Origin of the sequence: Proteocatella sphenisci DSM 23131 (assembly GCF_000423525.1) — a bacterium.
Taxonomy (GTDB): domain Bacteria; phylum Bacillota; class Clostridia; order Peptostreptococcales; family Filifactoraceae; genus Proteocatella; species Proteocatella sphenisci.
This window is the reverse complement of record NZ_KE384028.1, coordinates 20,808-40,591: the sequence shown is the minus strand read 5'-3', so window position 1 is coordinate 40,591 and position 19,784 is coordinate 20,808. Positions and strand designations below refer to the sequence as shown.

The 19,784-nt window shown below is 38.8% G+C and carries 15 protein-coding genes; 1 reads left to right on the top strand and 14 read right to left on the bottom strand.

Features of this window, described 5'->3' with window-relative positions:
• Positions 1 to 48: 48 nt before the first annotated feature.
• The 12 genes from selB to G558_RS13185 all read right to left on the bottom strand — a co-directional run bounded on the left by selB (position 49) and on the right by G558_RS13185 (position 15,236).
• Positions 49 to 1,926 (bottom strand): selenocysteine-specific translation elongation factor, encoded by a 1,878-nt coding sequence (gene selB, locus G558_RS0111300; RefSeq protein ID WP_028830230.1) that lies wholly within the window; start codon positions 1,924 to 1,926, stop codon positions 49 to 51.
• Positions 1,927 to 1,943: 17 nt separating this feature from the next.
• Entirely contained in the window at positions 1,944 to 3,335 is a 1,392-nt protein-coding gene (selA, locus tag G558_RS0111295) for an L-seryl-tRNA(Sec) selenium transferase (protein WP_207636223.1), read from the bottom strand.
• 18 nt (positions 3,336 to 3,353) lie between these two features.
• Positions 3,354 to 4,391 (bottom strand): selenide, water dikinase SelD, encoded by a 1,038-nt coding sequence (selD, locus tag G558_RS0111290; protein WP_084502894.1) that lies wholly within the window; start codon positions 4,389 to 4,391, stop codon positions 3,354 to 3,356.
• Between the two features lie 42 nt (positions 4,392 to 4,433).
• Positions 4,434 to 5,927: a glycerol kinase GlpK gene (glpK, locus tag G558_RS0111285; protein ID WP_028830227.1), complete on the bottom strand. Its 1,494-nt coding sequence runs from the start codon at positions 5,925 to 5,927 to the stop codon at positions 4,434 to 4,436.
• A gap of 139 nt (positions 5,928 to 6,066) precedes the next feature.
• Complete coding sequence (gene orr / locus G558_RS0111280) at positions 6,067 to 7,134, bottom strand: ornithine racemase Orr (protein ID WP_028830226.1); 1,068 nt, start codon at positions 7,132 to 7,134, stop codon at positions 6,067 to 6,069.
• Positions 7,134 to 8,528 (bottom strand): GlmL-related ornithine degradation protein, encoded by a 1,395-nt coding sequence (locus G558_RS0111275; RefSeq protein ID WP_028830225.1) that lies wholly within the window; start codon positions 8,526 to 8,528, stop codon positions 7,134 to 7,136. The genes orr and G558_RS0111275 overlap by 1 nt, the downstream gene beginning before the upstream one ends.
• On the bottom strand, positions 8,528 to 10,738 hold the full coding sequence (gene oraE, locus G558_RS0111270; protein ID WP_028830224.1) for a D-ornithine 4,5-aminomutase subunit OraE: 2,211 nt from the start codon (positions 10,736 to 10,738) through the stop codon (positions 8,528 to 8,530). The genes G558_RS0111275 and oraE overlap by 1 nt, the downstream gene beginning before the upstream one ends.
• Before the next feature lie 8 nt (positions 10,739 to 10,746).
• On the bottom strand, positions 10,747 to 11,112 hold the full coding sequence (locus G558_RS0111265; RefSeq protein ID WP_028830223.1) for an ornithine aminomutase subunit alpha: 366 nt from the start codon (positions 11,110 to 11,112) through the stop codon (positions 10,747 to 10,749).
• Positions 11,113 to 11,139: 27 nt separating this feature from the next.
• Positions 11,140 to 12,546: a 2-amino-4-oxopentanoate thiolase subunit OrtB gene (ortB, locus tag G558_RS0111260; RefSeq protein WP_028830222.1), complete on the bottom strand. Its 1,407-nt coding sequence runs from the start codon at positions 12,544 to 12,546 to the stop codon at positions 11,140 to 11,142.
• On the bottom strand, positions 12,546 to 12,845 hold the full coding sequence (gene ortA / locus G558_RS0111255) for a 2-amino-4-oxopentanoate thiolase subunit OrtA (protein ID WP_028830221.1): 300 nt from the start codon (positions 12,843 to 12,845) through the stop codon (positions 12,546 to 12,548). The genes ortB and ortA overlap by 1 nt, the downstream gene beginning before the upstream one ends.
• A 124-nt stretch (positions 12,846 to 12,969) precedes the next feature.
• Positions 12,970 to 14,031, bottom strand: a complete 1,062-nt coding sequence (ord, locus tag G558_RS0111250; protein ID WP_028830220.1) for a 2,4-diaminopentanoate dehydrogenase — start codon at positions 14,029 to 14,031, stop codon at positions 12,970 to 12,972.
• Positions 14,032 to 14,504: 473 nt separating this feature from the next.
• Positions 14,505 to 15,236 (bottom strand): TVP38/TMEM64 family protein, encoded by a 732-nt coding sequence (locus G558_RS13185; protein WP_051188667.1) that lies wholly within the window; start codon positions 15,234 to 15,236, stop codon positions 14,505 to 14,507.
• A 123-nt stretch (positions 15,237 to 15,359) separates the two neighbouring features.
• Here G558_RS13185 and G558_RS0111240 point away from each other — a divergent pair, with 123 nt between their 5' ends.
• Entirely contained in the window at positions 15,360 to 16,751 is a 1,392-nt protein-coding gene (locus G558_RS0111240) for a sigma-54 interaction domain-containing protein (protein ID WP_028830219.1), read from the top strand.
• Between the two features lie 54 nt (positions 16,752 to 16,805).
• Here G558_RS0111240 and G558_RS0111235 read toward each other — a convergent pair whose 3' ends face one another.
• Positions 16,806 to 18,263 (bottom strand): TrkH family potassium uptake protein, encoded by a 1,458-nt coding sequence (locus G558_RS0111235; protein WP_028830218.1) that lies wholly within the window; start codon positions 18,261 to 18,263, stop codon positions 16,806 to 16,808.
• Positions 18,264 to 18,292: 29 nt separating this feature from the next.
• Positions 18,293 to 19,654, bottom strand: coding sequence for a Trk system potassium transporter TrkA (gene trkA / locus G558_RS0111230; protein WP_028830217.1), 1,362 nt, complete (start codon positions 19,652 to 19,654; stop codon positions 18,293 to 18,295).
• Between the last annotated feature and the right edge of the window lie 130 nt (positions 19,655 to 19,784).

The window sequence follows — 19,784 nt, the reverse complement described above, 5'->3', positions numbered from 1 at the left end:
CAAAAGCTCCCAAATTTATAGTCTGGGAGCTTTTTTTATTATTTATTTTTAGAATAAGAGTCTTTTTTCTCCAACTCTTCTGGTAAATTTGATTTTGTCAAAATAATCAAGAAGAGCTATTGTAAACTTTCGGCTCAAACCATATTTGTCTCTGAAGTCATTCATGGTCATGCCGTTGTTCACTTTTATAATTTCTATTACCTCTTCCTGGAACTTGTCTATAACTTTTTTGTCATATATAAGGTCTTCGCTCACTCTGACAATGAGCTGTTCTTCAAGTAGTCCTTCTATTACTTCTTCTTTTTCTTTTGTATCAATATAATCCTTTACAAGGCTCGGGGTCATATTTTCTTCTCTTAGTTGTTTCAAAATAGAATCTTTTATCTTTTGTTTTTGAGGAGTGTATAATATCTCAAAACTGCTGAGCTTTATGATGGTCTGGTTTATTGTTATATCTTTAATTTTTTTAAGTTTTTCAAGGAATACGTCATATTCTTTGGGTTTAAGTTTGAGATTCAGTCTTGACTTAAATTCTTCTCTGCTCATTCCCTGCTTGAGTGGATTCTGCTGATGATACTGGCTCAGTATTTTTTCTCCATTTTCTCCTATGTTTTTAAAGTTCTGGTTGTGTATGGCATATGCGCCTATAAACATTGCCCTGCCTTCTTGTTCAAGCTCTTGTATCTGTGCTTTTATGTGTTCAGTAGACAGTGTCAGTTTCTCATTTATCTCCGATATGCTCACAAAGTCTTTTACTGAGCTCAGGAAGTTTTCGATTATATCTTTTGGCGATCCTTCTTCTTTTATATGAAATGCTTGTACAAGTCCTGTATCTGCGCTCGAGTGTTTCTTTGGATTGGCGTCAAGAATTACTCCTCCTCCGATTGTCTCCATTGGCGAATATATCCTTATGATTATTTTATCCAGCGCCTTGCACGCAAGTTTTTCTTCGAGCCTTATCTGCACATATCCTTCTTCGCCTCTTTTTATGACACTTTTTTCAAGAGGTACTATTCTTCCAAGAATCTCTCTTGCGCCGTGATAAAGCCTAATTCTGTCCCAGTGCTCTATATCTTTGCTCGCTCCTTTTACTACTCTTATCTTGCAGTCTATCATCATGGTAGGGCTCATGGAGTTTGGCGCTGAAAGTATGTCTCCTCTTTCAATCTTGTCTTTTTCGACGTTGGAAAGATTTATGGCTACTCTTTGGCCTGCATATGCTGCCTTTGCTGGTTTGGAGTGAACCTGTACTCCTCTTACCTTGGCTTTCATCTCTTTGGGGTATATTATAAGTTCATCATCAGGTTTTATAGTCCCTTCTACAAGCGTTCCTGTAACCACGCTTCCAAAGCCTTTTACACTGAATATACGGTCTATATACATCCTTACCGGCGCTTTTTCATCTCTTCCTTCTACCTCTGAACTTACTGTCTTTATTGTCTCTACAAGTTCATCAAGGCCTTTTCGTGATATGGAGTCTACAAAAACACATGGAGCATCTTGAAGGAAGGTGCCTTGTACTGACATCCTTATATCGTCTTCTACAAGGCTCAAAAAGTCTTCTTCTACTTTATCTATTTTAGTTACTACTATGATGCCTTTTTTGAGCCCTATAAGATCGAGTATATCAAGATGCTCTTTGGTCTGAGGCATTACGCCCTCGTCTGCTGAAACTACAAGCATTACAAGGTCCATACCTGCTACTCCTGCAAGCATGTTCTTGAGAAACTTCTCGTGGCCTGGCACGTCTATTATGCCTATTCTTTCTTCTGGTGATATGTCAAAGTGTGAGAATCCAAGATCTATGGATATCCCTCTTTTTTGTTCTTCTTCAAGCCTGTCTGTATTTATTCCTGTCAGGGCTCTTATAAGCGTGGTCTTTCCATGGTCTATGTGACCTGCTGTACCTACTATTATGTGTTTCATATTAATCCCTTTCAAGTTTATTTTAATATTTCTGAGAGTTTTGTGCTTACGATTGAGAGTTCTTCTTCAAATATGGTCCTCACATCCAGATAGTAGGTTTCGTTTGATATCCTGCCTACTATGTGCGGCTCTGTAAGTCTCATCTTCTGTTCAAGCTCGTTTACCGAGATTGCACCTGGGCTGACTGCTATGGAATATGAATCCATATACTGGGCAGGAAGCGAGCCCCCTCCTACCTGTGATTTTGAAGTTTCGACCCTTACATCTGCCTTTGCATTTTTAAGATCTGTCATCTCAAGGAGTCTCTGTGCTTTTTCCTTAAGCTGACATTGTTCTTGTGAGAGCATGGTCAGCACTGGCACGTTTTTTTCAAGGTTTTCTTTGTCCAGATATAGGCTCAGCGTCATAGCAAGTGCTGAAATAGTCATCTTGTCTACTCTTAAGGCTCTTAGAAGATTGTTCTTTTTCATCATTGCTATATATTTTGCTTTTCCAACTATAACTCCGCACTGAGGACCGCCAAGCAGTTTGTCTCCGCTGAAGGTAACAACGTCTGATCCTTGAGCCAGGGAATCGAGTATGGTCGGTTCATATTCAAGGCCGTATTTTCTAAGGTCTATAAATACTCCGCTGCCAAGGTCATCTATTATAGGTATATTGTGGCTGTCTGCAAGTGGTTTAAGGTCTTTTATGGATACGGATTCTGTAAAGCCCATCATCTTGAAGTTGCTTGTGTGGACCTTCATGAGCGCCGCTGTATTTTCGTTGATTTCTTCTGCGTAGTCATTTAGGTGCGTCTTGTTGGTGCTTCCTACTTCTTTTAGAAATGCTCCGCTGTGCTCCATTACTTTTGGTATTCTAAATGAGCCCCCTATCTCTACAAGCTCTCCTCTTGATACTATTACTTCCTTGCCGCTGCACATGGTTGAAAGTACAAGCATAACCGCCGCTGCATTGTTGTTAACGACTATTACGTCTTCTGCTCCGGTAAGCTTTAGTATAAGCTCTTTGAGATGGTCATGCCTTGAGCCTCTTGCGCCTTTTTCTATATCGTATTCAAGATTGCAGTATCCATAGAGGATATTTTCAAATTTTTCTTTGATTGCAAGTGACATAGGTGCGCGCCCAAGATTTGTATGAAGGACTACTCCTGTAGCGTTTATTACTTTTTTGAGTCCAAAATCAAAATCACTTGTGAGTCTGTTTTTTATGTTGTCTATGATTTCTCCTACATTTATATCGTCATGCGGATATTCGCCTTTTAGAATAAGGGCTCTTATGTTTGCAGTTTCTTCTCTTATTATTTGTGTCAGATACTCCTGGTCGATATTTTGACTCAAAGATTCTATTTCGCTGTTTCTCGATATCACGTCTACTGATGGCAATTCTCTTAATAGATGTTTTTTCATTTTCAACTGTTTCCTTTTCTATTTTACGACAACGAATTTTTCCTGTTTTTCTACGGCTCTTCCAATGATTTCATAGCAAAGCGCCTTGCATCTTTTGAGTTCCTCTATAAGTTCTTCTGCTCTTTCTTCAGGGATGCTGATTAAAAGTCCGCCTGAGGTCTGTGGATCGTAGAGTACGTCGAGTATGTCTTGTTTGACTCCTTCTTGCACGCTGACATCTGGAGATATATACTCCAGGTTCTTGTACATTCCCGCTGGTATTATACCCATATTTGCGTATTCTCTGGCACGTTTAAGCATGGGAACTGATTCTGCGTATACTTCTATTGTGCAGCCTGAGCCTTTTGCCATCTCAAGCACATGTCCAAGAAGCCCAAATCCAGTTACATCTGTCACTCCGTTTACATCTATATTCTTGAGGGCGTCTGCAGGGTATTTGTTTAGGTATTCCATAACCATCACCGCTTCTTCATAATCCTGATCGTCTGCAATTTCACCTTTTATAGCGGTATTTATTATGCCTGTACCTATTGGTTTTGTAAGGATAAGCACATCTCCTGCTTCTACGTGTGAATTGGCCCTTACCTTGTCTGGGTGGACTTCTCCTGTCACTGAAAGCCCGTATTTAGGCTCCATATCATCAACAGTATGTCCTCCCACAAGTATTGCGCCTGACTCTGTTACTTTGTCTGATCCACCTCTTAGAATTTCTCTGAGGATTCCCATATCTTCGCACTGGGGGAAGCACACTATGTTCATGGCTACTGTAGGCTCTCCTCCCATAGCATATATGTCAGAAAGTGAATTTGCTGCTGCAATCTTTCCAAATGTATACGGATCATCTACTACTGGGGTAAAAAAATCCAGAGTCAGTATTATAGCCTTGTCCTCTGATACCTTGTATACGGCTGCATCGTCTGATGTTTCAAGTCCTACAAGCAGGTTTTCATGTTTTATCTTTGGTATTACTGTCAGTACACTGGCCAAATCCTTTGGCCCTATTTTTGCCGCTCAGCCGGCTGCCCTTGTCATCTGTGTAAGTTTTACGTTTTTCATAGTCTATTCTCCATTTATATATTTTAGTTTTCTGTTTTCTCTTTAGTCTTCTTCCCACAGGGTTGCCCTGGTGACTGCTTTTTTCCACTTTGTGTATTTCTTTTCGCTTTCATCTATTTCCATAGACTGGATGAATTTGCGCTCCAAAGACCAGCTCTTTGCTATCTCTTCTTTGCTCTTCCAAAATCCTGTAGCAAGGCCTGCAAGATATGCTGCTCCAAGGGCTGTGGTTTCAGTCACAACAGGCCTGTCCACTTCTTTTCCCAAAATGTCTGCTTGAAATTGCATAAGAAAGTTGTTTTTTGATGCTCCTCCGTCTACCTTAAGCGCTTTGAGGTTTATACCAGTATCTTGCATCATGGCATCAAGGACGTCTCTTGTCTGATAGGCTATGGACTCCAGCGCCGCCCTTATTATGTGGCTTTTACCTGTGCCCCTTGTTATTCCTGTGATTGTACCTCTTGCATACATATCCCAGTAGGGAGCTCCAAGACCTACAAAGGCAGGAACCAGATAAACGCCTCCAGAGTCGGGTACACTGTTTGCATAGTATTCTGTTTCTGAGGCATTGTCTATCAGTCTGAGCTCATCTCTTAGCCACTGCACTACTGCTCCTGCTACAAACACAGAGCCTTCGAGTGCATATGTCACCTTGTCATCTATTCCTATGGCTATGGTGGTAAGCAGCCCGTTGCTGCTTTTTACAAATTTATCACCTGTGTTCATCAGGATAAAACATCCTGTTCCATAGGTATTTTTTGCTTCCCCTTTTTCAAAACATGCCTGTCCAAAAAGTGCTGCCTGCTGATCTCCTGCTATTCCAGCAACCGGAACGCTCCGCCCTTCCTGTCCAAGGCTGGCGTATCCATAAATCTCAGATGAGTTTTTTACTTCTGGAAGCATGGACAAAGGTATATCCAAAACGCTTAGTATTTCTTCATCCCATTTTAAGCTTTTTATGTTGAAGAGCATCGTTCTTGAAGCGTTTGTATAGTCTGTCACAAATACTTCTTTGTTTGTAAGCTTCCATACAAGCCAGGTATCTACTGTACCAAACAGCAGATCACCTCTGTCAGCTTTTTCTCTTGCGCCCTCGACATTGTCGAGTATCCATTTGATTTTGGTCGCAGAAAAATAAGCATCTACCACAAGTCCTGTATTTTGCTTTACGTAGTCTTCAAATCCGTCTGTTTCTTTGAGATTGTCGCAGATGGATGCAGTTCGCCTGCATTGCCATACTATGGCGTTGTAAACCGGTTTTCCAGTGTTTTTGTCCCAGATTATGGTAGTCTCTCTCTGGTTGGTTATCCCTATGGCCGCTATGTCTTCTGGTCTTATGCTTTTTTTTGCCATAGCCTCCTGGAGCACGCCGTACTGCGTCGCCCAAATTTCCATCGGATCATGCTCTACCCACCCCTCTTTGGGATAAATCTGGGTAAATTCTTTCTGACTTGAGGCGATAGTGTTTTGATCCTTGTCAAATATTATCGCGCGGGAGCTTGTCGTTCCCTGATCTAATGCCACTATATATTTCATATACACTCTCCTGTATATTAATTTCTTCATGTATTATTTTAACATATATGTAGGTATTTTAATATGGGACTTTTTTATATACATAATAAAAAACACCCCGGATTGAGCGTTCCGAGGTGCAATTAACAGGTTATGAGGTTTACTTGTACACTCTTGATATATATTTGCTTGTTGAAAGCTTTAAGAGTGCTCCGTATCCTAATTTGAAACTTACTATGTCGCCAACTTTGTAGTCGATTTTTGAATTTGTCATATCCATTATCATGTGGTCTGAGCTTGCACCAAAGATGTATATATCTGGGTCGATTGCTGTCATACTATCTATGTCTGTATCCTGTTTGCCGACTGCCAGTATTGCTCTTTTTGCGATTCCCTTGTCTTCATAAAATGGTTTCTGACCAAATGCATCAAGTCCTATTTCTCCAATCGGAAGTGTAGGCTTGTTCTTGAGTTCTATTATCTGAGCCTCAAATGTTATTGCATCGTCGAATGTTTTTTCAACTTTTTCTCCGTAGGCAGTCTCGTTTCCGAGTATGAATGCCTCCCCTATTCTAAGACTGTTTATTCCTTCTGGAAGGCCGCCCTTGTCTATAAGATATATAGAGCTTGAGTTTCCTCCTGAGATCATATCAAGTTTTATGTTGAATTTTGATTCGATTTTTCTTGCGATTTCAACGAGCGCTGAAAGATTGTCCTGTTTTGGAATTACTGCTCCGTAGCATGTAAGGTTTACGCCTATTCCGTGAAGCTTTACATTTTTCAGTTTCAGTATTTCTTCTACTGTGGTCATTATTAGGTCTTCGTCCTTGAAGAAGATTCCTTCTCTAAGGTCTCCAAGATCTATCATGAGTATTACCTTGTGTGTCTTGCCCTGCTTTGCAGCTTCCTGATCAAGAAGCATTATTGTGCTAAGCTCGGAGTTAAGACTCATGTCAGCAAAACTTACTACTTTTTCGATTTCACAGTGCTGTGGCAGTCTTAGCAGCATTTTTGGAGTATTTATTTCTTTGTATGATTCGAGGTTTTGTACCCTTGCATCTGCAAAAAAGTCTATCCCTACGCTGTCTATTGCCTTTATTATCTCTGGATCTGCACAAAAAGATTTTGTAACGAGTCCGAGTTCACAATTTCCTCTGTCTGTAAGCTCTCTCATCACACGAACATTGTTTTTAACTTTTTCCAGGTCTATTACTAATCTTGGATACATTATTGTTCGCCTCTTTTCTTTTCTGGTATTTCTATTCCGAGACTTTTTCCAAGCAGCTTGATGGCCGCTTTTTCATGTCTTTTTGAAAGTACTCCCAGTGAAGCCATGATATAGTCGTTTTCTACCAGTATCTTTGCCTCGCTGTTTGGGAAAAGCATGAGTCCACTTTCATTGTGCCTCGCTATATGCTTCATTATTTCTACTCTGTGTGGCAGTCTTGTAAGCGCTCCGCCGGTACCGATGATGTATTTTACCTGTGAAAGGTCTTTTCCTTCTGCAAGTGTATTTCTTCCTGAAGGTCCGTATACATATCTTATTTTTCCTGCGTGTCTTTCAACTGCTTTTATTACAGCTTCTTGAGTAAGTCTTTCGACAAACTTTATTTCGTCAGGATTTTTTGGTATTGCCTTATATTCTGCCATTACCTTGTCGATGTCAATGTTAAGTTCTTCTTTTAGTTTATCTTTTCCAAGTACCTCTACGATATTGGGCATGTTTACATAAACTCCAAGGTCTCCTTCAACTGTCCTTTTTGCCAGTGGCTCGGGGCTGACCTGAATCCTCTCGATTTCTTCGGATCCTGCGGTTACTGAGTGAAGATCAGTTGTAGCACCTCCAACGTCAAGTACTATAAGGTCTCCGATGTATTCGTAAAGAAGCTTTGAGCATTCCATTACTGCCCCTGGTGTAGGGATTATAGGTCCATTTACCATGTCTCTTACATGTTCCATACCTGGCGCGTGTATTATGTGGTCTTCAAATGCATCTTGAATTATTTTCCTTGTCGGCTCTACGTTAAGTTCGTCAATCTTTGGATATACATTGTCTACTACATAGAGTCTTGTACTTTTGTGGGCTTCTTCAAATATAAGCTTGATTTCTTCTTTGTTTTCTATGTTACCTGCATATATTATTGGAATGTCCAGTCCAAGTTCACTTATAAGCTCTGCATTGTAGATTGCGGTATCTCTTTCTCCGTAGTCTACTCCACCTGCTATAAGGATTATATTGGGTTTTATTTCCTGTATTTTTTTCAGATCTGATCGTCTTAATCTTCCGGCTGTGACCTGATGGATTATTGCTCCTGCTCCAAGGGCTGCTTCTTTGGCAGCTCTGGCTGTCATGTCAAAAACCAGTCCATGGACTGTCATCTTAAGACCACCGGCAGCACTTGAGGTTGCCAGCATCTCATCATATTCTATTTTGTCTGTACCGAGATTCATTGCCAGGTCATCAATTGCGCCTTTTAGGCCTATTCTAACATCTCCGTCTAATACAGATGTTGGAGCTTGCCCCTGACCTATAAACTCTGGATCAGGGGTAGCTATATTATTGAAAGCATTGACAACCGTAGTAGTTGAACCAATTTCGGCAACTAATACGTCAACTCTCATTATTTACCTTCTTTCATTTCTTGTCTCTTCTTAACAAGGAATGTTGCAACGTTAACTCCTTTAGATCCTCTTCCAAATCCTGCGTCAACTCCGTTTAGTACTGCTGTTTCTGGAGTTACCTGAGTTCCACCTGCTAATATCATTACTTTGTCTCTTATTCCTTTTTCTATTGCAAGCTCATGAATTCTCTTCATATTCTTGTAATGGATGTCGTCATGTGAGATTATTGTAGAAGCAAGTATTGCATCTGCATTAAGCTCTATTGCAGCATCTACAAGTTTTTCAACTGGTACTGATGTTCCAAGGTAGTGAACTTCGATTCCGTATTTCTCTATTCCACCGTGCTTGATGTCTATTACTTCTCTTAGTCCAACTGAATGCTCATCTTCTCCAACTGTTCCACAAACTATTTTCATTGGCTCTGCTTCGATAGCTTCTCTGATGTCTGCGTCTGAAAGTATTTCTGGCTCTGGTGGAATTACAAGAGTGTTGATATCAATTGTAAAGCCTACTCTACCTTTGATTTCTATTCTTGTACCTTCAGCTTCTTGCATGATCTCTCTTGAGATTACTTCTGGATCTTCAAGGTTAAGTTTCTTAGCTATTTCAATACCTGCAAACTCTGCTACTCTTTTTGGAGCTGGTATGAACATTGTAAGAAGAACGATTCCGTCTCCCATCCACTCAACTTCTGGCTTAACAAGTGAAGAGTTTCTAAGTTCTTTTGTCTCTTCCATTCTTACGTTTACGTTATCTGTCTCATCAAGCTCGTCGATGTAGATTATCTTGTCTGGATCTTCGAATGTACATCCACCAATAAGTGATGATGGGTTTTCAACTGCTGCTGATCCGTACTGAGCAAGGTTGTTGTATCCAAAGTGTGCAGTTACTGGAGCCATGTAGTCTTCGTCTCTCTCGTAAACTGTTCCTGCTCCTACTCCACCTTCTATCTGTCTTGCTATTCCATCACCGTTTCTCTCTGGATAGTTTCCTGAGTCAACGAAGAATCCTTTTTCTACAGCGTGGAAGAATCCACCAACTTCTTGCATCTCTTCAAGGAAAAGCACTGATCTTTCTTTTATTTCTCTTACTCTGTCTCTTAGAACTCCATCTTGCTTAAGCTCTATCATCTCCATAAGGCCATCCATACCTACAAGTGCCTGCTTTGCAGTGTCACATGCTTCGATGTTGTTTATATGCCATGGAACGTTTCTTCCTTCGTCTGGTGTTATTGTAGACTGGATATCTGCGCTTGTAAGTTTTGATGTTAGAAGGTTAAGAACGTGAGTTACTGTAGCTTCTCTTGTTGATGAATCCATGTACTTTGTATTCATCTGTGCTCTCATTCTGTACTCGTTGAATATTTCTCTTAGTGCTACTGCATAAGGAAGGTCAAGGTACATACATGGTGCTGGAGGAGCTGTTGGAGGAACTGTTGAAAGACATATATTTGACTTTTTCATTCCTACTTTTGCTGAGAATATAGAGTTAAGTGCATGCTGAACCATTAGCTCTGGCATTACTTTCCATGCTTCTCTTGCTGTTGCGTTTGCGTTGTGGGCTCCATCTATCTGAGCTATATCAGCCCAAGTCATTATTTTCTTTGATTCACATGCATCAACGAATGATCTGATCATGTTGATGTTTCTGTAAAGCACGTTGTACTGAGGATCCTGGTGAGCTCCATTGATTCCTTCTTCAGCAAACATTACTGCAACTTCTGGTCCTGCAACTCCTGATACGTATGAATGGTAGTTGATTGGACGTCCTACTTCTTCTTCTATAAGATCAAGCGCTTTTCTCTGTGCTCTTACTTGTTTTCTTGTTATTGGAACTCCACCAATTCCTTGAGGTGTTCCTTCGATAAGTCCGTCAAAGTGTGACTGACCCGCAGTTCTTATAACCATTATGTGGTCAGCTCCATGCCATGCTGCCATTCTCATACGTCTTATATCATCTTCAAATCTTCCTGATGCTACTTCTGTAGTTATAACAGGCATTGGTTGAGGATCTATATTATCAAAGTACCTTGCTGATGGAAGTGGCACGCTGTTTTTTAGAGGTTTTGAACAGTCATTGAATGTAAATGGTCCAAGTTTTTCGCCTTTAGACGATTCTCTCCATGTCCAGCCTCTTCTTTTAGGTCTGTATGACTCAAGGTCTTTTAGTATGTTTTCTACGCTTATTTTCTCGTTAGGAACTAATTTCATCTCTGACATTATTTGTTACCTCCTTTGAATAGTGCTGCTGCTTCTGACCAAAGTTTTCCTTCAGTAAGGGCAAGGCCTGCTTCTCTTACTCCAATGTTTTGAGCTTTTGCAAGTTTGTAAACTACGTGTCCTGCTCCCTTGCCCATAAGGCCTCTGTCTATTACTCCATCAACTATTGATTTTGCTTCAATTGATGAGAATCCCATTCTCAGAAGTACTGATCTTTCGATTGATGGACTTGTATTTTTCTGTCCAAGTTCAAGTAGTGGATCTGCTATTTCTGATGCAAGCGCCCAGAATCTTTCGTATAACTGCTGATCACTAAGGTCTGCAAGATGTGCTCTTCTTTGAGCGTAATCGTCTGCTCTTTTCATTGATATATCTCCTCCTGTTTTAACTTATTATTTTTTCAGTTCACTGATAGCGTTTTTAACAAATTCTACATCTGATTTTGTTTCTTTTGCAAGGAACTCAACATCTTCTTCTGTTGGAGTTTTTCCTGTCATTTCAAGCGCATTTTTTACAAGTGATCTTCTAAGTTTAGCCATGTCGCTGTCTTTTACTTTTATCATTGATGGATGAGCTGGCAAAATTATATTTTTTCCTGGTACTTCTTCAGCTGGGTTTCCAAAAATTATTTCGATGCCATTTTCTTTTGCAAATGCAAGCTGTGGCTGAATATGTTTTCCAGCTCCTGTGTACTCAGTTTCTTGAACAAGGATAATCTGATCCTGATCCATTTCCTGTGCTATTGAAAATGCTGCTGCAAGAGCCGTATTTCCTGCTGGTCCTTTTTCAAGGCCTTCAAGGCTGGCAAGAGTTTCTGTCATGTAGAATACTTCACCCTGAGTAACTGTAACATATCTGTCCATGTATCTCAGTGGTCTTGCTGCTGATCTTGGAACGTCTGATCTGTCTGGCCATGTTGTAAATGGAATTCCAAATCCTGTATGTCCTGTTGTAAATGATTTTTTGTTAAACTGCTCATCTGATGCCATATGAAGTCCTTTAAGACTTACACTTGCTGCTACTATCTCAGATTTTGCTCCTGCTTTGATCAGTCCCCTTGCTGTTCCAGTAAGGTTTCCTCCTCCTGCATTTGTACAAACCACTACATCTGGGTCTTTTCCGTATTTTTCTCTGCACTGCATTGCTATTTCATATCCAAGAGTTTCAACTCCTGCTATTCCAAATGGAGTGTAAAGGGATGCATTAAAGTATCCTGTTTCTTCAAGAAGAAGAAGGAATTTATAGAAAAGCTCTGGTCCTACTGTAAGTTGAACTACTTCTGCTCCAAGAGCCTCACATTTTCTTGCTTTTTCTATTATTTCAGGCTGTCCTAGTCCTTTTGAATCATAACATTCCTGAACTACTATGCATTTAAGTCCCTGCATTGCTGCCTGAGAAGCCACTGCTGCGCCGTAGTTTCCACTAGTTGCTGCAATTACACCCTTGTATCCAAGTTTTTTTGCATGGTATACTGCGTTGGCTGCTCTTCTTGCCTTGAATGATCCTGACGGATTTGCTGCTTCGTCTTTTATAAATATTCTAGCGCCTTTTCCTTGTGGAGCAAACTTTCTTGCAAGTGCTGTTATATTTTTAAGCTCGAGTATAGGTGTGTTACCTACTCCTGTTGAATACTGAATATCTTGCATTTCAGCTAGAGTATATCCAGTTTCTTTCATCATTCTCTCATAGTCAAATGAAATTGAACCACTTTCAAATACACTGTAGTCTATTCCTACAGATGCTTTCATTATTTCAGGCTTTCTTGCCATTACTGCGCTGTAAGTGTTATCTCTATTCATTATATTTCACCTCCAAAAAGTACATCTCTTACTTGTTCGCTTATTATGTTAAGCTCTGGCACGAACTTTCCAAAGTCATGCTTGTAGTATGGATTAACTTCAAGAAGAGTTCCTGTTTCTACTCTTTTTGTTCTTGTAGTAATTTCTACCTCGTCACCGATTTTTGCATCAGCGTTTAAATATCCCTTAACCCACATTTCCAGTGGAACTTTTTTTGTGTCATCTGGTACCTGAGGAGCTCTCTGCTCTGGTGTCAGAATGTTTCTGTGTATTATTACCCATTCACCTTTTTTTACCATTTCTTTACCTCTTTCTTAACAACATCTCAAATAATAAACACAACTTAAATGTTATTTATTTCTCAAATGCAATTCATAGCAGTAACGCGTTACTTTTAGCAACGCGTTACAAAGTTCATTTCTATTATTTTACTACTTTTTTGTCTGGGCAGATAAGGTCTCTCATGTCTCCCATTATAGCTCTTGGCACTGGAAGGTCTATCATAGTGTGTAGTCCTGGGTTGGCATTGATAGTCTGAGGAATCATGTTTACGCACATAGCGATTGTTCCTATTCCACCTGGTACCTCTGGGCTGTTAACCATGTTTATGTTTGGAGTTCCTTTGATTATTACATAGTCTCCTGTTTGGATTCCTACTTGCTCTGGCTCGATTTGCTGTGGGTGATCCATTTCTATCTTAAGTTCTCCATCAACGTATCCGAATCCTTTCATTGCGCAACCTGCAACGTCTCCAGCTTTTGCAAATCCGTATGGAGATTTTCTGTCTACGTCTGTAACTATTGGCTCCATTGACTGAGTTATTGGTGCACTTAGTTTCCAGCCTATAGCATCTGCTACCATTCCAATTGACTCGTGGAATCCAACATGTCCTGCAAGAGTTCCGTCTTGAACACCTTTGTTAAACTCATCAACAGTTATACCAATTCCCTGCTCATGCATAACCGCTGGTCCAAATGGTGAAAGGCTGTTTACTCTTCTTGCAACTATGCTCTCCACATCTTCACAGCATCCTGTCATTAATACTACAAGAAGGTCCATGATTAGTCCTGGGTTGATTCCTGTTCCAAGAACAGATACTCCGTTTTCTTTTGCAAGTTTATCAATCTCAGCTGCAAGCTCTGGGCTCTGCGCCTTTGGGAAAGCCATTTCTTCTGCTGAAGAAACAACGTTCATCTTGCACTCAACAACTTTTTTGATTTTTGGGAAAGCATCTTTTGTAAATGAATCTGTACAAAGAAGCACAACGTCAGCTGCTTTTTCTTTAAGTAAATCATCTTCTGACTGAAGAAGAACATCAGGTCTGTTTCCTTTTTCTGTTTTAATATAATCAAACATGCTTGTTCCTATTTTAGGTCCTCTTCCGATTACCCCAACTATGTCTACGCCTTTTTTATTAAGAAGCATGTCAGCCATTCCGCTTCCCATTGCTCCAAGTCCCCATATTATTACTTTTACATTTTCCATTTTTATTATCCTCCTGAATTTTTTACGAAATTATTATTTCTTAACACCAATTATATATGCAAGTAGTATGCCAACAACATAGAATTTATATGTCCATTTTTTTGGAAGCTTTGTTTTAAGAGGTCTGTGACTCTTTAAATTCTTTTTGTTAATATTTTGGTAAAACGTTTTCTTGTTCATTTCCTGTTTTTTAGTGAATTTTGCGTATTTTAGCAAATATATTTGCATCAAAGAGCAAATATATTTGCGTTTTGATATGGTTTTTTATATATTATGCCTATAATTCAAGTCTTTCTCAGCTTTTATCCTCTTGAATCAAACAATTAAGAAATCATATGTAAGCTTGAATTTTCAGTATATTCGCTATATTGTCCTTATTCAAACATAATTATTCCTATATAAAACGTTTTCATTATTTTTTTTAAAAAAACAAAGGATTAAGTGCAAATATTTTTGCACTTAATCCTTTGTTTTTACATTACTTGCTGATATGCACTTTTTTCATTGGATTTTTTTATAAAACATCTGTTATAAACCATTCCTGCCAATCCTGCCAGGCAAAGAGCCGACAGTACCAAGAAGCTACTCATCATATTTCCCATGCCTATGTTGTTTCCTATAAAACTGGAAAACATCATGGATGGTATTCTCATAAGTACTACTATCCATATGAATTTTTTTATATTTAAGTCTGTCATTCCGACATAGTATACAAGTGTATCTTTGGGAACTCCCGGTATAAGAAACAGTAAAGCAAGGATTTTTTCAAGCCTTGGGGAGTCTTTGAGAAACCTGTATTCATCAAGTTTTTCCTTGCTCATAAACATAGTTATGAATTTATATTTAAAAGCTCTTACCAGAAAAAACACTGTCACTGATCCAAGGGTCATTCCAATAAGACTAAGTAAGAGACCCTTCCAGGTTCCATATATAAGTCCAAAAAGAATCTGGACCGGTCCGCCCGGAACTACTGACACTATTACCTGCAAGACCTGTAATGTCATAAGCATGACACCACCCCAGATTCCATAGGATTCAATCCATGCCTTAAATTCCATCATTTTTTCAGGACTCGAGGCTATAGCTATAATAAGTGGGTATAACTTTACTGAAATAAATGCCGAGAATATTATAAAAATCAGCATTGCTGAAATTAACAAGGCAATTCGTTTTTTACTGACTTCTTTGTCTTTGTTAAATCTCAAATTTTCTTTCCTTTCTCTTGACTTTTATAAGTATAATCCTTATTTTATTATACCATATCCGCTTCTTTTTATGATAATATATTAGTGTATGATTTATCATACTAAAATTGGAGGTATGCAAATATGAAACTAAAAGAATATAAAATGCTATTTATGGAGCTTATACGATATATCCATGAGGGTGTCCATGTCATTGACAGCGATGGTAAAACTATAATATACAACGAACGTATGGCTGATCTTGAAAAACTAACTGGCAAGGAAGTGATAAACAAGCCTTTTCAAGATGTGTTCAAAGATGTTGAAGACAGTACTCTCCTTAAAAGTCTTAATACTCGAACTGTCATAGAAAACAAAAATCAGGCATATATCAATAAATATGGGAAAGAAATAACCACTATTAATACTACAATTCCCATAATAGATGATAACAAAGTTGTTGCCGCACTTGAAATTGCCCAAAATATAACCCAGATAAAAGAAATGACTGATACTATTCTTGAACTTCAAAAAGATATTCATCAACCTTCTGAAAACAAGAATCTCCGTATAAAGCAGTACAGATTCCATAATATCACAGGGGGAAGCAAGGCCTTTAAAAAAACTCTAGAAATCGCAAAAAGAGCCAGCAAGACAGATGCATCAGTTTTTATATATGGGGAGACTGGAACTGGTAAGGAACTTATTGCCCAAAGTATACATTTTGATGGTATAAGAAAAACCAGGCCCTTTATTGCTCAAAACTGCGCTGCCATACCAGACAGCCTTCTCGAGGGTCTTTTATTTGGTACAGATAAGGGTGGTTTTACGGGTGCCGTTGATCGTGAAGGACTTTTTGAGCAGGCCAGTGGCGGCACGCTCCTTCTTGATGAAATCAATTCCATGCCCTATGACACTCAGGCCAAACTTTTAAGAGTACTTCAAGAGGGCTATGTACGCAGGATTGGTGGTACTAAAGATATACCTATAGATGTAAGGATAATAGCTTCAAGCAACGAACCTGCTGATGTAATAATAAACAGTGGAAAGATTCGAAAAGACCTTTTTTACAGGCTTAATATCATATCTATCAACATTCCTCCCTTAAGAGAGCGAAAAGATGACATAATGCCTTTGTGTGAGAAGTTCATTGAAAAATATAATGAAAAATTGAATAAAGATGTCTGGATACTTTCTGATAAGGCAAAAGAAAAGCTCCTTGCTCATGATTATCCCGGTAATATAAGAGAACTCGAAAACATCATAGTTGGTGCCATATCTCTTCTTGATGACGAACACGTAATAAGTGATAGCTTTGTAAATATACATTCTGTTTCTGAGTTTAAGAAAAATACCATAGATTACAAAAATGATGTTAAAGAAATGGGGCTCATGAATATTGTAGATTCCATAGAAAAAGACATTATTTATACTCTTTATGCCGAAAGTGGACGCAACATTACAAAAACTGCAGATGCTCTCAAGATAAAGAGGCAGACGCTTCAGCACAAGCTGAGGAAATACGATATAAGGTAGATTTAGTGAATACAAAAGGTATACCAGCCTTATTGCCGGTATACCTTTTGTATTTTATCTCGCTGACTGTTTCCATGTACTCGGTGCAAAAAGCATTATCAAAGGGAATATTTCCAGTCTTCCCAGTAGCATATTCATACACAGTACGAGTTTGCTGACATCTGAAAACTCAGAAAAATTTCCCGAAGGACCTACCATATCAAGTCCTGGTCCTATATTATTTATACATGCTATTACAGAAGTAACCGTGGTTTCAAAACTGAAGTTATCCACACTTATTATAAGTATAGAAAATACGACTATTGCCGTATATGCTATCATAAAAACATTTACACCCCTTATTGTAGGTTCAGTTATAGTTTTTTTATTGAGCTTTACTACCTTTACGGAGTTTGGATGCATCATCTTTTCTATTTCTATCTTAAGCGATTTAAAAAGTATTATTATCCTTGATATCTTTATTCCACCACCTGTGGATCCTGCGCAAGCACCTACAAACATCAGCATTATAAGTATATATCTTGAAAGCTCCGGCCACAGGTCAAAGTTTACTGTTGCAAAACCTGTAGTGGTCATTATAGAAGCGCTCTGGAAGGCTGCGTGATGAAAGGCATCAAACCAGCCATTATAAAAGCTTCTTGTGTTTAAGGTTATTACCGCTATAGCTGTAAAGAGTATTCCAAGATACACCTTGAGCTCTTCGTTTCTAAAGGCTGCTGAAAACTCACCTGCAAGTATCAGATAAAAAACGTTAAAGTTTATTCCAAACAAGACCATGAATACGGTTACTACACTTTGCATATAATAATTGTCATAGGCAGCTATACTGGCATTTTTTATTGCAAACCCTCCAGTTCCAGCTGTGGAAAACGATGCCACCACACTGTCAAAACCCGGCATTCCGCCTGCCATAAGCAGTACCATCTGAACTACTGTAAGAGTTACATATATACCGTAGAGCAATTTTGCACTTTTTTGCAACTTGGGTACAAGCTTGTCCACCACAGGCCCTGGACTTTCTGCTCTAAGAAGGTGCAGAGAGTGGCCCTTTCCCTTGGTCAGCGGGATTATGGCCAACAAAAATACAAGTACTCCCATACCTCCAAGCCAGTTTGTAAAGCTTCTCCAGTAGAGAATACTCCTGTCGAGGGTTTCTATTTCGGTCAGTATGCTTGAACCTGTAGTCGTAAATCCTGATACCGTTTCAAAAAAACTATTTATGAGACCTGGTATCTGCCCACTTATATAAAAAGGCAGACATCCAAAAAAAGACATAAGTATCCATGACAAGGCAACTGTCACAAAACCTTCTCTCGCGTAAAAAATATACTTTTGGGGTTTGTTGAATGAAATTATCGCGCTCATTATCAATGTTACTATTATAGCGGCAAGAAATCCAGTAAAGGCTTCTCTTTCTTTGCCCGCTATTGCTATCAAAAGCGGTGGAATCATAAAGGCTGCTTCTATTTTAAGTATCCATGATATCAGGTACATTATCATTTTTATATTCATTTTTATTTCCTTTTTGATTGTTTTTTTAATTAATTTTGGAACATTTCATTCAGATGGTGTATTCTGTGCGATAAATCAGTTACTATCACCACAAGATCTCCAATTTTTATTACATCATTACCTGTAGGTATTATTATCTTACCCTTTCTCGATATAGCTACAATCAATATCCCTTTTTTTAGATTCATCTTGGTCAGGGTTACATTTGTATTTTTTATGGTATCGTCTACCTGAAATTCCAGAGCCTCTGCCTTTCCATTGGCAATGCTGTAAAGATTGAGCACAGCATTTTCTGCGTTATTGTCTATGGATCTGACGTATCTTACTATCTCACTTGCTGTAAGAAGCTTTGGGCTTACCATTGTATCTACTCCCTTTTCCCGGAATATCTCACTGTATTCGATACGATTTACCTTGGTTATGGTCTTGGGAACTCCAAGATGATTCGCATACATTGATAAAATTATATTTTCTTCATCTATGTTTGTCAGCGTTATAAGAGCATCGGTATTTTGAAGACCTTCTGAGGAAAGAGTTTCTTTAACAGATCCATCTCCGTGAATTATAAGCGCATCTGAAACCAAATCTGCAAGCAGTAGACATCTATTATAATCTTTTTCAATTATCTTTACCTCAACATCGCTCTCAATTAGGAGCTCTGAAAGGTAAACCGCTATATTACTACCACCTATTATGATGACTTCATTAATTTTGTAATTTCTGATTTTAAGGTTTTTTATAAGAGTAACCAGATCTATGGTCTGAGCAGCGACTGTTATCTTGTCATCTTGTTGAAAAACAAAGTCTCCGGTCGGTACATTTATCTCACCTTTTCTTTCAACCGTGCACACAAGCACTTTTACCTTTGCGGTCGAATATAAATCACTCAGCTTCATTCCAAGCATGGGACTTTTTTCTTTTATTTTGAGCTCTATAAGTTCTACTCGCCCCCTTACAAATGAGTCTCTTTTTAAGAAATCTGGAAACTGAAGGAGCCTGAACATCTCTTTGGCTGCTCTTCTTTCAGGATTTATTGTCATCGAAAGTCCAAGATCCGTTTTAAGAAATTCTGTATGATCTGCATACTCGGGATTTCTTACTCTTGCTATAGTATGTTTGCAGCCAAGTTTCTTGGCTATAATACAACACAGAAGATTTGTTTCATCCGCAGACGTAGCCGCAATAAGAACATCACTTTCTGGAACGCCTGCCTCAATCTGCACATTAAGACTTACCCCATTCCCCTCAAGCACCATTACATCGAGAGTTTCCATGGAGTTTTGTAACACTTTTGGATTGCTGTCTATTACAAAAACATCATGACCTTCTTTTGAAAGCTGTTCAGTTAAAGCATATCCTACTTTTCCGTCGCCTACGATTACAATTCTCATTATTTAATCCTTTCAAATCATTCTCATGATTTTGATTATACTCTATTTTTCATTACAGCTCAATATTATATCACAGAAATATATTTAAGTAAAAGAGAACACCTTTTTAGAGTGTTCTCAAAAATAAAAT